The organism is Novosphingobium sp. BL-S-33 (assembly GCF_056857025.1).
Map to the genome: position 1 here is coordinate 775,537 of NZ_CM166475.1, position 16,942 is coordinate 792,478.

Sequence of the window (16,942 nt, forward strand, 5' to 3'; positions counted from 1 at the left end):
TCTTACCGTTTTAGGGAATGAAATCACCCTCGAAGCCGAGGTGACCGTCGATCATGGTACCGGCCGACTGCCCCATTGCCCCCGGAACGAACGGCGCCGAATTGCCGCGAGTGTGGTTGGCGGATGAGGATTGCTGCAGAGACACTTGCAGTTCGCTGCTGATCGGCGCGTCGGCATGAGCCTGCGTGCCGTCGACGGTGAGGACGCCCGGCGTAAAGCCCGCAAGCTGATAGTTGCTATCGGCAACGGCCAGCGTTCCCTGCAGGATCGCATAGCTTCCCGGCCGGTTCGTATCCGCATCGGTGAGCAGCGCTCCCGTAATCACGGAATTGGCGCTGTCTCCAGCAACGAGACCATCGACCGTATAGGTCAGGGGCGGCAAGCTTCCCAGCGCGGGGATCGTCTTTGAATCCGCCGCGATCGCAAGCTTCGCCGGGTCGATGGAAAGGACACCATCGGTATAGGAAATCGCGTAGTTGGCGGAAGCAAGGCCAGAAACGGCGATCCCGTACGAACCGGCATTGCGAGCCCCCTGCGAGCTCCCTCCGTACATGAGATTGCCGACGAGAACGGTGGCATCTTCGCCATTCGCGAAGCCGCTATAGGTCACGCCAGCGCCGCCGCTGTAGGCAAGGCCGTCATAGGTCTTGCTGGCATCGCTCGCGGTCACGGTCAGTGCCGCCTTGTTCACCGTGAGACCGCCGCCGACGTAGCTGATCGCATAGTTGCCAGACGTCAGACCAGACGCGCTCAGCGTGTATGTCCCGGCGTTCGTCGCGCCCTGTGCGGTGCCGCCGTAAGCCAGCGTGCCGCCGAGCACCGAGGATGTCTCGCCATTGACGAGGCCGCTATAGGTCACCCCGGCGCCGCCGCCGTAGGCGAGGCCGTCATAGGTCTTGCTGGCATCGCTCGCGGTCACGGTCAGTGCCGCCTTGTTCACCGTGAGACCGCCGCCGACGTAGCTAATCGCATAGTTGCCAGACGTCAGACCAGACGCGCTCAGCGTGTATGTCCCGGCGTTCGTCGCGCCCTGTGCGGTGCCACCATAAGCCAGCGTGCCGCCGAGCACCGAGGATGTCTCGCCATTGACGAGGCCGCTATAGGTCACCCCGGCGCCGCCGCTGTAGGCAAGGCCGTCATAGGTCTTGCTGGCATCGCTCGCAGTCACGGTCAGTGCCGCCTTGTTCACCGTGAGACCGCCGCCGACGTAGCTAATCGCATAGTTGCCAGACGTCAGACCAGACGCGCTCAGCGCGTATGTCCCTGCGTTCGTCGCGCCCTGTGCGGTGCCACCATAAGCCAGCGTGCCGCCGAGCACCGAGGATGTCTCGCCATTGACGAGGCCGCTATAGGTCACCCCGGCGCCGCCGCTGTAGGCAAGGCCGTCATAGGTCTTGCTGGCATCGCTCGCAGTCACGGTCAGTGCCGCCTTGTTCACCGTGAGACCGCCGCCGACGTAGCTGATCGCATAGTTGCCAGACGTCAGACCAGACGCGCTCAGCGTGTATGTCCCGGCGTTCGTCGCGCCCTGTGCGGTGCCGCCGTAAGCCAGCGTGCCGCCGAGCACCGAGGATGTCTCGCCATTGACGAGGCCGCTATAGGTCACCCCGGCGCCGCCGCTGTAGACAAGGCCGTCATAGGTCTTGCTGGCATCGCTCGCGGTCACGGTCAGTGCCGCCTTGTTCACCGTGAGACCGCCGCCGACGTAGCTAATCGCATAGTTGCCAGACGTCAGACCAGACGCGCTCAGCGTGTATGTCCCGGCGTTCGTCGCGCCCTGTGCGGTGCCGCCGTAAGCCAGCGTGCCGCCGAGCACCGAGGATGTCTCGCCATTGACGAGGCCGCTATAGGTCACCCCGGCGCCGCCGCTGTAGACAAGGCCGTCATAGGTCTTGCTGGCATCGCTCGCGGTCACGGTCAGTGCCGCCTTGTTCACCGTGAGACCGCCGCCGACGTAGCTAATCGCATAGTTGCCAGACGTCAGACCAGACGCGCTCAGCGTGTATGTCCCTGCGTTCGTCGCGCCCTGTGCGGTGCCGCCGTAAGCCAGCGTGCCGCCGAGCACCGAGGATGTCTCGCCATTGACGAGGCCGCTATAGGTCACCCCGGCGCCGCCGCTGTAGGCGAGGCCGTCGTAAGTCTTGCTGGCATCGCTCGCAGTCACGGTCAGTGACGCCTTGTTCACCGTGAGACCGCCGCCGACGTAGCTGATCGCATAGTTGCCAGACGTCAGACCAGACGCGCTCAGCGTGTATGTCCCGGCGTTCGTCGCGCCCTGTGCGGTGCCGCCGTAAGCCAGCGTGCCGCCGAGCACCGAGGATGTCTCGCCATTGACGAGGCCGCTATAGGTCACCCCGGCGCCGCCGCCGTAGGCGAGGCCGTCATAGGTCTTGCTGGCATCGCTCGCGGTCACGGTCAGTGCCGCCTTGTTCACCGTGAGACCGCCGCCGACGTAGCTAATCGCATAGTTGCCAGACGTCAGACCAGACGCGCTCAGCGTGTATGTCCCTGCGTTCGTCGCGCCCTGTGCGGTGCCGCCGTAAGCCAGCGTGCCGCCGAGCACCGAGGATGTCTCGCCATTGACGAGGCCGCTATAGGTCACCCCGGCGCCGCCGCTGTAGGCAAGGCCGTCATAGGTCTTGCTGGCATCGCTCGCAGTCACGGTCAGTGCCGCCTTGTTCACCGTGAGACCGCCGCCGACGTAGCTGATCGCATAGTTGCCAGACGTCAGACCAGACGCGCTCAGCGTGTATGTCCCGGCGTTCGTCGCGCCCTGTGCGGTGCCGCCGTAAGCCAGCGTGCCGCCGAGCACCGAGGATGTCTCGCCATTGACAAGGCCGCTATAGGTCACCCCGGCGCCGCCGCTGTAGGCAAGGCCGTCATAGGTCTTGCTGGCATCGCTCGCGGTCACGGTCAGTGCCGCCTTGTTCACCGTGAGACCGCCGCCGACGTAGCTAATCGCATAGTTGCCAGACGTCAGACCAGACGCGCTCAGCGTGTATGTCCCTGCGTTCGTCGCGCCCTGTGCGGTGCCACCATAAGCCAGCGTGCCGCCGAGCACCGACGACGTTTCGCCATTGACGAGGCCGCTATAGGTCACCCCGGCGCCGCCGCTGTAGGCAAGGCCGTCATAGGTCTTGCTGGCATCGCTCGCGGTCACGGTCAGTGCCGCCTTGTTCACCGTGAGACCGCCGCCGACGTAGCTGATCGCATAGTTGCCAGACGTCAGACCAGACGCGCTCAGCGTGTATGTCCCTGCGTTCGTCGCGCCCTGTGCGGTGCCGCCGTAAGCCAGCGTGCCGCCGAGCACCGACGACGTTTCGCCATTGACGAAGCCGCTATAGGTCACCCCGGCGCCGCCGCTGTAGGCGAGGCCGTCGTAAGTCTTGCTGGCATCGCTCGCAGTGACGGTCAGTGCCGCCTTGCTCACCGTAAGGGCACCATCGACGTAAGTGATCGCGTAGTTGTTCGAGGTCAGCCCTGAAGCGCTGATCGCAGAGGTTCCGGCATTGATGCCGCTGGAGTACGCGGCTGCTCCCCCGAGGACCGAAGCGGTTTCGCCGTGGACGAAGCCGCTGTACGAGAGGCCCGAACTGCCGTCGTAAGCCAGTCCGTCATACGTCTTGGTCGCGTCATTGGCTGTCACCGTCAGAGCAGCCTTGTCGACCGTGAGCGTCCCGTCGACGCTGACGATGTCATACTTGGTCGAGTAGAGACCCGATGCCGTAATGGCATAGGTTCCGGCGTCGATAGCACCATTCGCCGCGCCGCCAACGGTCAACGATCCGCCAAGGTTCGCAACCGTATCATTGCTGGTAAAGCCGCTGTACGAGACGGTATTGCCGACGGAGTAAGCAAGGCCATCGTAAGTCTTGGTCGCGGACTGGTTCGTGACGGTCAGTTGCGTGAGGAACGAACGGAGCATCGGCGTGGTGCTTCCATCGTAGATCCGCCAGACCGAAGCCGTTCCGCCCTCATCGTCAATGCTCCAGCCGGCCGCTGTGAAATTGGCCAGCGAGGTCATGCCTTCCGACGTGAGGCCGACAGCGTTGCCGGGACCTCCCCCAATTCCCAAGACTTGACCGCTCGTACTCGCGTTATAATAGGCCCCCGTGATACTTGGCCCAGCGGCATTGTATCCAGCGAAGCCGCCCGTCACCGCGCCGCCGACCACCATGCCTGTTGCAAAGGCGTTCACGATAGTTCCGTTGAAGTCGTTCGAGCCCACAAATCCGCCAATCGAACTTGCAAGGATCAAGCCGTTGACGTTGCCGGTGGCGTAAGCGTTCGTAATCGAACCGTTATTGTAACCCACAAAGCCGCCGAGATAGCTCATGCTTGAGGTTACGGAACCCGTAGCAAAGGAATTGGAGATCGTTCCCCTGTTCAGACCGACAAATCCGCCAGCAACCGCGTTGCCCAACGGCCCCTGACTGCCGGCGATATTGCCGGTAGCATAGGACTGGCCGATCGTGCCGGAATTGAGATATCCGACAAGGCCGCCGATATTGCGCCCCTGACTGACCACATTTCCGCTGGCCCATGCGGCGGTAATGCTGGTCCCGTTCACATAACCAGCGAGTCCGCCTGTGTCGACTTCGCCGGACGATGTTCCCGTCACCGTCGCCGAGGATCCCGCGCCGGTGATGCTTCCGTCCTGCGATGCGCCGACAAGCGCGCCGACATGGTCCAATCCGGTTACACTGCCGCCGGAAAGCACGACATCCTTGATCGCCGCGCCCGAGGTGCTGCCGAAGAGGCCGACATAGCTCTCGTTGCCGCGATTGATCTTAAGACCGGTGATAGTGTGATTCCGGCCGTCGAACGATCCGGTGAAGGCGACACCGACGTTACCGATGGGGCTGAACCCGGCCGGGGCCCAGACATCGGAGTAATAGTTGTTGCCGCCGTTGACGGTAAAGCTGCCTGCAAGATCGATATCCGCGCCGAGTTCGTAATTTCCGGCCAAGTCCAGATTGGCGAGCTGGAGGGCGTGCGGGGTTGCGATTACGCTCGATGCCTCACTGCGCAACATGGGGCGCGTGTTGCCGTCAACCATGGTCCATGTATTGGCGAAGTCAAAGCCGCTGTAGGTCGCGGCGGTGTAGGCCTGGCTGTTGGAGATGCCGGTGCCGACAGCGCTGGAACTTTGACCGGTGCTTTGAATATCCCAATACGCATTGCTTACGCCGGCCATGATCCCGGAATATCCTACAAGACCTCCGGTAAAAGTGCTCCCCGAGACGGCGCCGCTGGCATAGACATTCGCAATCGTTTCATTGGATCCAAATCCAACAAGACCGCCTGCATAGCCAATCGATGCCGAGACTGTTCCGGTGGCATAGGAATTTCTAATGGTGCCATTATCTTCTTCGCCGGACAACCCTCCGACATATTGCCTGCCGGTGACGCTGGCTGATGACGAAGAATTGTCGATGGTACCGCCGACGCTCCCTCCCACGAGACCGCCAACATGATCACTTCCCGAAACACTTCCGGTCACGTGGGCGTTGGAAACGGTTCCGGCGATACGATATCCAACGAGTGATCCTGTTACAGCGCCGCCAATAACGGAGACGTTGGAAAGGGTCACGTCCCGAATTGTCCCGCTGGCCCTAGAGAACAGCCCGACATAAGCGGACGATGGTTTATTGATCGTCAGCCTGTCGATGAAGTGGCCAAGCCCCGCGAATGTGCCGGCCTGGTTCGCGATCGGGACGAAGTTCGCGATGCTGGAGGCATCAATGTCATTGGCCAGAGCGATGTATCCACTCCCGCTCGTCGCCTGCAGCTGGTTGACATCGTGGATCAGCGTATATGCCTGACTGTCGATCGTCAGACCGGCATTGCTCCCCGGAAGCGAGATGCGGGCGCCATCGATCAGGTTATAACCTGCACCACCCGCATTGAGACTGAGTGACGCATTCGCGCCGCTTAACGTGATGTCGCCGGAAATGCCGATGGCGCCGGAATTGCTCACGAGCTGGAGCCCCGCCGAGGCACCTGTCGCCGTGATATCGGCCGCGACGGACAAGCTTCCGGCCGAGGTCAGGGACAGCGTGGTCGACGCATTCCAGCTGACCGCATCCTTCACCGTCAAGCTGCCGCTAACCCCCAGCGAGATTGCGACATTGCCGTTTTCAAGACTGGCGGAAAGCGTCGCATTGTTGAGCAGGCCAGCCGCATCCTGAGTGGATGAGATCTCAACGTCGGTGGGATCGATCAACCAGGTGCCGAACGCACCGGAGGCCGCCTTGGTGGAAACCTTGATGTCGTCGCTTACGGCAACCTTCGCGGCCGAAGTCTCGACAAAGCCGCCATCCCCGCCATCGGGCGCAGAAGCATCAAGCACGCCGCCGGCATTGACGGTGCCGCCCGCCATGCCTGCCAGCAGGAGGATCCGTCCCGACTGGTTGGCCAGCGTATGCGCCTCGATCGTGCCGGTGTTCGATACCACCGACGACACCGCCGCGCTGGCGCCTTGTGCGCTGAGCAGCACCTGGCCGCCACCGGCTGCGATCAGGCCGCCGTTCTCGACCAGCGCCTGTGTCGTCGCGCCATCGACCTGCACTTGCAGGTGTCCGTTGGCCCCAGCATCGAGCAGCACCCCGGCACCGGAGGCGAGCACGATGTCGCCCTTGCTGGCCGAGATCGAACCGAGGTTCGAGACGGTTCCGCCAACCAGCACGACCTGGCCGCCCTCATGGGCCGCAATCAGGCCCTGATTGATCACCGAACCGCCCTCGTTCAGCGTGAAGCGATCCGTGCCCGCGAGGAAGTCGGCATCCGAAATCGATCCCGCCGCCGCAACCAGTCCGCCCACGTTGACTTGTGCGGTCGAGGTGAACAGCACGCCGTTAGGATTGACGACATAGACCTTGCCGTTCGACGTGAGCGTGCCCGCGATTGTCGATCCCGCCGACGAAAGCACGCGGTTCAGCGTGACCGCGTTGGCGTCAGGTTGCACGAAGGAAACCGAGGCATCCTTGCCGATGTCAAAGCCCTGCCAGTTGACGATGCCGCGCTGGCTCGACTGGGTTACAGTCATAGCGGCGCCGCTGGTGCCAATGGACACTTGTCCGGCGGCGACTTCGCCCCCCGTCGGCAGCGCATTGGTCGCGGGATTGGCAAGCGCCGGCGTGGCAAGTGCAAGGCTGAAAAGCGAAACGCTTGCGTTCATGGCAAGGCGGCGGGTCCGGGTGATCATTGGAGGTCTGTCCGATCAGAATGTCTTGGAGAGGTTGAACCAGCCGCGCACGTTGCGCTTGCTGCCATCTTCGTTGTGCTGCTTGTCGGGACCGCCCGGATTGTCGGTGATCGGCGCGGCAACCACGGCTGCGATCGAGAACCCGTAGGGCAGAGCATAGGTCACGCCCGCGCCGGCCCCGGCAAGCGCGTAGACATTGTCCGCGCCCGGATCGTTCCAGCCAGCCCATGTCCGCGTATGCAGGCGGATGGCGCCGCCATCGACGAAGCCATAGAGGTCAAGCCCCTTGAGCGCGCCGCCGCTGACGGGCACGTGCAGTTCGGCATTGGCCAGCGCGCCGCGATCGCCCATCGCCTCGTTGACGGGGAAAGCGCGGACGCCATAGGGGCCGCCCAGCGAGAACTGCTCTGAAGAATCGAGATTGTTCATCGCCCACTGCCCGGTGACGCGAACGCGCAGGAAGAATGGCCCTGCAAGCCGCTGGTCCCGCGTGAGTTCGGCCTGAAGCTTGCCGTAGGCGCCGTTGGCATCGGTCGTCAGACTGTCGAGAATGCGGTCGCTGGGAAGACCGTTCAGGTCTAGCGACCCAAGCGTCATCGTCAGCGCGTAGCGCGTGCGGCCACCCCCGCCCAACCTGTCGCTGCCTTCGCCGCTCAGCGAAAGGGCCAGACGGTTTACCTGCTTGCGATGGGCCGCTTCGCCAAGCAGATCATCGTGATAATGACCGTGTTCGTAAGCGGCACGAAGTTGCAGCGTCTGGGTGGCGCTGCGGATCACGGGATAGGTGACCTCCAACCCCTGGGTGTCGGCATTGCCGCGCCCGTCAAGGTCGGCAAAGTCGCCGCCCAGCGTGTAGCGCATGTAGCTGGCATAGACGCCCGCGCGCCACCCGCCCGTGCCGAGCGGCACGTTCCAACCGATCTGGCCATAGCCGAGATCGCGCGATCCCAGCCCCAGCAGCGTGACTTGATCGCCCTTGCCGGTGAGGTTGTTGAGCGCCAGCGAGGCGATCCCCCGGTAAAGACCAGTGGCATCGACGCCGCCATTGTCCGCGCTGATGCTGCCGGTCACCAATGCCGTGTCGGTTACGGTAAGAGCAAGATCGCTGGTGCCGGGGGCGCTGCCCGCCTTGAGCACGCCGTCAGCGCGGATGCCCGGGAGATCGTTGGCGACCAGCAGGCCGCGTTCGAGCGCCTGATCCGAATAGGGCGCGCCTTGCGTGAGGCGGCCGCCGACCACGCGTTCCACGAAGGCACCGTCAGCACGCGCCGCCTTGTCTTCGGTGACGATGCGACCAAAGCGGCCTTCGATCACGCGGATGTGGACGATGCCGGTGGTCACGTCCTGCGGCGGCAGCACCGTGCGTGCAAAGAAGCCGTGGCGGCGATAGACATCGGCAACCGCCTGGGCGGCCGCCTGAAGGCCACGAAGCGTGAGATCTCGGCCGATATAGGATTGGGTCGCGGTTGCCAGTTCGCTTTCCGGAAGCAAAGTGGCTCCCTCGATCACGAAGCGTTCGACCCGAACGGTTTCGCCGCCGGTGGCCGTGTCTGCTTCCGAAGGCGCCAAGGGCAGCGGCGACTGGCGGGGAACGCCGCCGGGAAGGCCCTGCCGAAGCTCTCTCTGAAGGCTGCCCGCGTTCGGAACACTTTGCGCTATGGCCGGAACGGCAAACAAGGCAATCGCGCTGGCCGACAGAGCAAGAGCAATCGACGACGTGCGAGTACCGCCCACACGCAGGCGCCGCCCCTGCTGCTTGAGGCAGTTATACGAATTCTTGGTCAAAATTTCCCCCTTGGGAACTCCCCCTCCGAATCAAAGGGTTCACTCTTGAAGCGGGCGCCTATGACCATATGCCGCGTTAATTTTGCGTGACATCGGTCACGCCATTTATGGAAACTCGCCAAAGTTAAAGGATTAACGCGACCCCGGAATGAGGGCGCCGCGCCGCGTCACCGATCCAGCGCGATGCGCTTGTAGCTCTCGTCGTGAGGGTAGCGGCCGCCCGGTGTGATGGGGATGCCCATCAGGCCCTTCGACCAATCCGCCGAGTCCGAGTATTCACGAAACCAGTCGGTGACAACGAGCCGTTCCTTGATGCGCCATTCGTCATCGCGCTTCTCGAAGCGATCGACATAACGGCCCGCGCCGATAACGTCCCGCTTGCCGTCCGGCGTGTTGATGCGATGGATGCCGTAGAAATAGGATTCCACTTCGGCAGTGTTGCCATCAATGGTCATCAGCACATTGCAGACGAAGTGCATGGTCTGGTCCATCGTGCCCATCGCCGCAAAGGACCAGTCAATGAACTCCTCGGCATTGCCCCGGAAGCTCAGGTGCTCGTCGATGCAATCCGGCCAGTAAGCGCTGCGGACCATGTCGGCATCGAGCCGATCCACACCGCGCGCATAGCGCGAAAGGCATTCGCGGATCGCCTCGCGGTCGGCGAGTTCGGCGGCGATCCTGCTTACGAATGTGGTCATGGCGCTCTGTCCTTTGAAGTACCCGGAAGTCACGCGACGCTCTTAATTCCGCCGAAAGCAACAAACCTCCCCCGCGATTTGACTGGAGATGATCTGCCGATCGGTCAGAGAGGATCCCGCGCGCGCCAACCCGCCGATGCGCATCGTTCGCCGTTGCCCGATTGCTCTCGGCCGTCCCTCCCATTTGCCCTTGACGGCGGCTGCGCACCGGGTAAATGATAGCGCTACCAAAACGAAATCGTTGAGGATGCCGATGTGATCGAGATTGCTCCGTACGTGCCCTGCCCGTGCGCGCGATTCCCGGACACCTGTGCGCTGTTTGGCGGCGGCCTCCGCAAATCCCCGTGGGTGGAAGGACTGTTACGATGATCACCGGCGCCATTCTCATCGGCCGCAGCGAAGAGCATACCGAGACCACTTATACCGCGGTAAGCCCTGCCACGGGCGCCGCCATCGAACCCCGGTTCACCACCGCCGGCCTGCCGGAAGTGGAGCGCGCCTGCGCGCTGGCCGATGCCGCTGCAATTGCCTTCGCGGAAGCCGCGCCGGAAACCCGCGCCGTGTTCCTGGAAACCATTGCGGACGAGATCGTGCGCATTGGCGATGACCTGATCGAGCGCGCCATGGCCGAAACCGGCCTGCCGCGCGCCCGCCTCGAAGGCGAACGCGGCCGCACCACCGGCCAGCTTCGCCTCTTCGCCCAGGTCCTGCGCGAAGGCAGTTGGGCTGACCTCACCATCGATCCCGCCCTGCCCGAACGCGCACCGCTGCCCCGCCCGGACCTGCGCGTCCGCAAGGTCTCGCTCGGCCCGGTCGTGGTGTTCGGCGCGAGCAACTTCCCCCTCGCCTTCTCCGTCGCCGGCGGTGACACGGCCTCGGCCTTCGCGGCGGGTTGCCCGGTGATCGTCAAGGGTCACTCGGCCCACCCCGGCACCGGCGAACTGGTCGCCCGCGCGATCCAGCGCGCGGTAGCGCTGTGCCACCTGCCCGAGGGCGTGTTCTCCTACCTGCCCGCCAACCGCGAGGCCGGTACCGCGCTCGTCGCCGACCACCGCATCAAGGCCGTGGGCTTTACCGGATCGCGCGGCGGCGGCATGGCGCTGATGCGCACCGCCGCCAGCCGCCCGGAGCCGATCCCGGTCTATGCCGAGATGAGCTCGATCAACCCCGTCGTGCTGTTCCCCGCCGCTCTCGCCGCACGCGGTGAAGCGCTGGGCGCCGCTTTCGTCGGCTCGCTGACGATGGGCGCGGGCCAGTTCTGCACCAATCCCGGCCTCGTCATCGCCATGGACGGCCCGGACCTCGACACCTTCCTCGCCTCGGCCGCCGCTGCCATGGTCGGCAGCGCAGCGCAGGACATGCTGACGCCGGGCATCCACGCGGCTTACGTCGATGGCGTCGAAGCCCTGGCAGACCACTCGGCCGTCACCACGCTCGCACGCGGTGTCGAGCCGACCGGCCCGCATCAGGCACAGGGCGCACTGTTCAAGACCAGCGCCGCCGATTTCCTGGCCGACGCGGCACTGGGCGCGGAAGTCTTCGGCTCCTCCTCGCTCGTCATCACCGTCACCGACATGAGTGAGGCCAAGCAAGTCATCGCCGCGCTCGAAGGCCAACTCACCGCCACGCTGATCCTCGATGCCGAGGACGAAGACGCCGCTGCCGAACTGCTCCCCGTGCTGGAGCGCAAGGTCGGCCGCATCCTCGTCAACGGCTGGCCCACCGGCGTCGAAGTGTGCCACGCAATGGTTCATGGCGGGCCGTTCCCCTCGACTTCGGATGGCCGCACCACCTCGGTCGGGGCCAAGGCGATCGATCGCTTCCTGCGCCCGGTGTGCTATCAGAACATGCCGTCCGCCCTGCTCCCCGAGGGTCTGCGCGACGGCAATCCCTGGAACGCACCGCGCCGCATCGACGGCGTGCTCAAGCTGGGCTGATGACCATGGACAACCATAACGACACTGCGGGCAACGACTCCGCGGCACCGCGCCGCTTCCGTTCGCAGGATTGGTTCGCCGATCCTGCCCGTTCGGACATGGTCGCGCTCTATCTCGAACGCTTCATGAACTACGGCATCACGCCCGCAGAACTGCGGTCGGGACGCCCGATCATCGGCATCGCCCAGTCGGGCAGCGACCTTTCGCCGTGCAACCGCATCCATATCGATCTGGCGAAGCGTGTGCGCGACGGCATCCGCGACGCGGGCGGCATCGCGATGGAGTTCCCGGTCCACCCGATCTTCGAGAATTGCCGCCGCCCCACCGCCGCGCTCGACCGCAACCTCGCCTATATGGGCCTTGTCGAGATCCTCTACGGCTACCCCATCGATGGTGTGGTGCTGACGACGGGCTGCGACAAGACGACGCCGTCGCAGGTTATGGCCGCCTCCACCGTGGACATTCCGGCCATCGTCCTCTCGGGCGGCCCGATGCTCGACGGCTGGCACGAAGGCGACCTCGTCGGCTCGGGCACGGTGATCTGGCGCAGCCGCCGCAAGCTGGCAGCGGGCCAGATCGACGAGGAAGAATTCCTCCAGCGCGCCTGCGACAGCGCCCCTTCGGCCGGGCACTGCAACACCATGGGCACCGCTTCGACCATGAACGCCGTGGCCGAGGCGCTGGGCCTCTCGCTCCCCGGCTGTGCGGCGGTCCCGGCGCCCTACCGCGAACGCGGCCAGATCGCCTACGAAACCGGCCGCCGCATTGTCGAGATGGCCTATGAAGACCTGCGCCCATCGGCCATCCTGACGCGTGAGAGCTTCCTCAACGCGATCCGCGTGGTCAGCGCCATCGGCGGTTCGAGCAATGCCCAGCCGCACGTCATGGCGATGGCCCGTCACGCGGGCGTCGAACTCCACGCCTCGGACTGGACCGAGCATGGCTACGACCTGCCGCTGATCGTCGACATGCAGCCCGCCGGGCGGTTCCTCGGCGAGCGCTTCCACCGCGCGGGCGGCGTGCCGTCGGTCATGTGGGAACTGCAACAGGCGGGCGTGCTCGCGGACGACTGCCTGACGGTGACCGGCGAGACGCTGGCCGAAAACCTTACCGGCCGCGAAGCACGCGACCGCGAGGTAATCCGTCCTTTCGCCGAACCGCTGCGCGAAAAGGCGGGCTTCCTCGTCCTTTCCGGCAACCTGTTCGACTTCGGCATCATGAAGACTTCCGTCATCAGCGCCGAATTCCACGAACGCTACCTCTCGCGCCCCGGCTCGGAAGGCGTGTTCGAAGGCCGCGCGGTCGTGTTCGAGGGCGGTGACGACTATCACCACCGGATCAACGATCCCTCGCTGGAAATCGACGAGAACTGCATCCTCGTGATGCGCGGCGCCGGACCGCTGGGCTGGCCCGGCTCGGCCGAGGTCGTCAACATGCAGCCGCCAGACGCGCTGATCCGTCGCGGCGTGCAGTGGCTGCCGACGCTGGGCGACGGGCGCCAGTCCGGTACTTCGGACAGCCCTTCGATCCTCAACTGCTCGCCCGAGAGCGCCGCCGGCGGCGGTCTCTCATGGCTGCGCACCGGCGACGTGATCCGCATCGATGTCCGTGCAGGCTCTTGCAACGCGCTGGTGGACGAAGCGGAGATCGCCCGCCGCAAGACGGAGACGCCTCCGCCGGTGCCGGAAAGCCATACCCCGTGGGAGGAACTCTTCCGCGAGAAGACCGGGCAGATGGCCGAAGGCGCCGTGCTGGAAATGGCCGTGAAATACCGCCAGATTTCCGCCAAGACGCCACGGCATAACCACTGATTATCTGACCTGGCGTGGTCCGGACTGTGACAGTCCGGACCACGAAGGCAGCGGGAGACCGGAAAAGCAGGCGATCAAAGACGGGCGATTCCGGCCCGATCAGCGTTTCTTCTTGGTGATGGTCGCGGTGAAATCGGGGTCCTTGTTCGCCACCCAATCGACGAACTTGCGCACGTTCGGATCGGCCAGCAAACCCTCCACATCCATTCCGTGGCGCTGCAATTCGGAATTGGTGAAATTGGCGATCAGCGTCTGCTGGCAGATCGAGTGCATGGGCACGACATCGCGCCCGCCCCGGCTCTTGGGTACCGGATGGTGCCAGACGATAGTCTTGCCGGTGGGGCGGCCGCAGAGCCAGCAAGGCTCAACGGGAGCCGGAGCCTCATCCTCCTCGCTATGGAGGTCTTCGTAGGGGCCATGTTTCGAATGCTTGCGGGCCATGCGTCTGCCTGAATTGTCTGAACTTGCGCCGCCCGCCTACAGCGGGGCGGCCAGCATTACCACACCTGCGTCCTCGTTTTGAAAGCGCGCCATGTTCTGCCCAAAGGGATCCCGCCGCCCCTCCCGCCCACTGCTTATCCTGAGCCCGTCGAAGGATCGGAACCTCGTTCGCATCGCCAAATGGACGGTGCGGACATGCTCAAAGCAGCGTCATCGCGATGGAACGCGAGCATCAGACATCCTTGGGGATGGGCCGATCAAGGTAGCTGGTCGCTCCCCGGCTGCGCGCTTCCCAGGCGTTTGCCCGCTCGCGGGCATAGACCTGCTGCACGCGAACCCTGCTGATGCCATATCGTTCGGCAAGTGCACCAAACGTCGCGCCATCGATCACCGCCACGTAAATGGCCGTATTCCGCTCGTGAGCGGGGCTTGAACTTCCTGGAACCATCGACTTACTCCTGCTGATTGACGGCAATCGGCTGCCGCGCCCGCGCACCCCGGCCTTGAGCCGACGGACCCGCGATTTCTCGCCTCCGGCATGGACCTATTGTAACATGTAACCCACACCCGATTCGATGAAGCCCATTCGTCGCCAATGACGGCGATGGCAACAGGGCCCTGCTACGCCGCTTCACGGCCCCCGTACCTCAGCCTTTCAAACGCTTCATAAAGGCCATAAGGGCATCGAATTGGGTTTGGGCGAGAGACCACTGGAATTTACTGCCCTTGTCAGGCAAGGGGCCCCATACCTATTTTTTGTCCTGGCGAAGTGACCGTCATGGGCCGCGCAAATGAGACAATGGCATACCTATGAGCAAGAACGAGAACGCGGCGGATTTCGATGCACCGCTTATTGAGAGTGGCAAGGGCGCGGTTGCGCGGTTTATCGCCCGCGCCAAGAGCCGTGGTACCATCACCGTAAGCGAGCTGAACGCTGCCCTGCCGCAGGATCAGATGTCCACCGACCAGATCGAGGACATCATGGCCGCGATCTCGGAGATGGGCATCAAGATCGTCGAGAACGAGGATGAAGGCGAGGACGGCGACGAGACCGATTCTCAGGCCGATTCGCAAAACGACGACGATCGCGATATGGATGATGACGCCGGCGACGACGGCGAAATCTCCCAGCGCCGCACGCCGGACAGCAAGAAAGCGGACGCCCTCGGCCGCACCGACGATCCGGTGCGCATGTACCTGCGCGAGATGGGCGCGGTGGAAATGCTTTCCCGTGCGGGCGAAGCGGCGATTGCCAAGCGCATCGAAGCCGGCCGCGACATGATGATCATGGGCCTCTGCGAGAGCCCGCTCACCTTCCACGCCATCATCCAGTGGTCCGAAGCGCTCAACAACGGCGAGATGCAGCTGCGCGAGATCCTCGATCTCGATGCAATGCTGACCAAGGAGCCTGCGCCCGAAAGCCTGTCGGAAGACGGTGAAGGCGACGACGACGGCGAGATCAGCGAAAAGATCGCCGGCCCCTCCTTCAAGGAGGACGACGAGGCCGAGGAAGAGGAAACCACCACCGAGCTGGACGAAGACGGCAATCCGATCGCCAAGCGCGCGGCCGAGGCCGAGGACGAGGACGAGGACAACACCATCAGCCTTGCGCAGATGGAAGCGGCCCTCAAGCCGGAAGCGCTTGAGAAATTCTCGCTCATCACCGAGCTGTTCCAGGCCTTCGAGCGCCTCCAGTCGGAGCGTCTCGACGCGCTGGCGCTGGGCATCGACTTCCCGGTCGCCAAGGAAGAGCAGTACCAGCAGCTGCGCGAAGACCTGACCGCGCAAGTCGAATCGGTGAAATTCCACGCGGCGAAGATCGAATACCTCGTCGACAATCTCTACTCGTTCAACCGCCGGCTCACCACGCTGGGCGGCCAGATGCTGCGCCTGGTAGAGCGCCACAAGGTGAAGCGCGCCGACTTCCTCGAAACCTATGTCGGCCGCGAACTGGACGACACCTGGATCGGCGAAATGGCGACGAAGGACAAGAAGTGGGCGGCTTTCGCGGCCAACGAAGCCGATCCGGCCGAGCGTATCCGCCTCGAAGTCTCGGACATCGCCGCCGCCACCGGCATGGCGCTTCCCGAGTTCCGCCGCATCGTCAACATGGTCCAGAAGGGTGAGCGCGAGGCGCGCATCGCCAAGAAGGAAATGGTCGAGGCGAACCTGCGTCTGGTGATCTCGATCGCCAAGAAGTACATGAACCGCGGCCTGCAGTTCCTGGACCTCATCCAGGAAGGCAACATCGGCCTGATGAAGGCGGTCGACAAGTTCGAGTACCGCCGCGGCTACAAGTTCTCGACTTATGCCACCTGGTGGATTCGTCAGGCGATCACGCGCTCGATCGCGGATCAGGCCCGCACGATCCGTATCCCGGTCCACATGATCGAGACGATCAACAAGCTGGTCCGCACCAACCGCCGCTTCCTGCACGACCATGGCCGCGAGCCCACGCCGGAAGAAATGGCCGAGCGCCTGTCGATGCCGCTCGAAAAGGTCAAGCGGGTCCTGAAGATCGCCAAGGAGCCGATCTCGCTCGAAACCCCCGTGGGTGACGAGGAAGACAGCCATCTGGGTGACTTCATTCAGGATTCGAATGCGGTCATCCCGGTGGATGCGGCGATCGAGTCCAACCTCAAGGAAATGATCACCCGCACCCTCGCCTCGCTCACCCCGCGCGAAGAGCGCGTGCTGCGCATGCGCTTCGGCATCGGCATGAACACCGACCATACGCTTGAGGAAGTGGGCCAGCAGTTCTCGGTGACCCGCGAACGTATCCGCCAGATCGAGGCCAAGGCGCTGCGCAAGCTCAAGCACCCGAGCCGGTCGCGCATCATGCGCAGCTTCTTGGACTAAGACGGTTTCGGCGTTTTCCGGGTCATCAAGTGGTTCCACCTGATGAGAAAATGCCCTTGGCTACAGCGCCGCCCCTACCGGCCCAATGCCGGTAGGGGCGGCGGTAGCGCTCCAGCCACTATCAGGAAATCGGAGAGACACCCATCCGAAGCTACGGGCCAGAGGCCCGTGGCCGATTAAGTGATGGGAAATTTCCAGATTGCA

General features: G+C 63.9%; 8 protein-coding genes. 3 read left to right on the top strand and 5 right to left on the bottom strand.

The features are described from left to right. Positions 1-10 precede the first annotated feature (10 nt). From AC1VVM_RS20205 to AC1VVM_RS20215, 3 genes are all read right to left on the bottom strand, one after another. Positions 11-7,207, bottom strand: a complete 7,197-nt coding sequence (locus tag AC1VVM_RS20205) for an MBG domain-containing protein (protein WP_482957227.1) — start codon at positions 7,205-7,207, stop codon at positions 11-13. 15 nt (positions 7,208-7,222) lie between these two features. Continuing rightward, positions 7,223-8,992 carry a ShlB/FhaC/HecB family hemolysin secretion/activation protein gene (locus tag AC1VVM_RS20210; protein ID WP_482957228.1) on the bottom strand — a complete coding sequence of 590 codons (1,770 nt, stop codon included), beginning with the start codon at positions 8,990-8,992 and terminating at the stop codon, positions 7,223-7,225. 167 nt (positions 8,993-9,159) lie between these two features. After that, positions 9,160-9,690 (bottom strand): nuclear transport factor 2 family protein, encoded by a 531-nt coding sequence (locus AC1VVM_RS20215; protein ID WP_482957229.1) that lies wholly within the window; start codon positions 9,688-9,690, stop codon positions 9,160-9,162. 365 nt (positions 9,691-10,055) lie between these two features. Between AC1VVM_RS20215 and AC1VVM_RS20220 the strand changes: the two genes are divergently transcribed. Both AC1VVM_RS20220 and AC1VVM_RS20225 read left to right on the top strand, forming a co-directional pair. Continuing rightward, the gene (locus AC1VVM_RS20220) at positions 10,056-11,627 is read left to right on the top strand and encodes an aldehyde dehydrogenase (NADP(+)) (protein ID WP_482957230.1); all 1,572 of its coding nucleotides are present in this window, start codon (positions 10,056-10,058) and stop codon (positions 11,625-11,627) included. Between the two features lie 5 nt (positions 11,628-11,632). Continuing rightward, positions 11,633-13,438, top strand: a complete 1,806-nt coding sequence (locus tag AC1VVM_RS20225) for an IlvD/Edd family dehydratase (RefSeq protein WP_482957355.1) — start codon at positions 11,633-11,635, stop codon at positions 13,436-13,438. Between the two features lie 99 nt (positions 13,439-13,537). Here AC1VVM_RS20225 and AC1VVM_RS20230 read toward each other — a convergent pair whose 3' ends face one another. Together AC1VVM_RS20230 and AC1VVM_RS20235 are read right to left on the bottom strand one after the other, a co-directional pair. After that, positions 13,538-13,879 carry a hypothetical protein gene (locus AC1VVM_RS20230; protein WP_132391032.1) on the bottom strand — a complete coding sequence of 114 codons (342 nt, stop codon included), beginning with the start codon at positions 13,877-13,879 and terminating at the stop codon, positions 13,538-13,540. A gap of 232 nt (positions 13,880-14,111) precedes the next feature. Then, complete coding sequence (locus AC1VVM_RS20235) at positions 14,112-14,327, bottom strand: hypothetical protein (protein WP_132391034.1); 216 nt, start codon at positions 14,325-14,327, stop codon at positions 14,112-14,114. A gap of 362 nt (positions 14,328-14,689) precedes the next feature. Here AC1VVM_RS20235 and rpoD point away from each other — a divergent pair, with 362 nt between their 5' ends. Continuing rightward, the gene (gene rpoD, locus AC1VVM_RS20240) at positions 14,690-16,738 is read left to right on the top strand and encodes an RNA polymerase sigma factor RpoD (RefSeq protein WP_482957231.1); all 2,049 of its coding nucleotides are present in this window, start codon (positions 14,690-14,692) and stop codon (positions 16,736-16,738) included. The last annotated feature ends 204 nt before the right edge of the window (positions 16,739-16,942 follow it).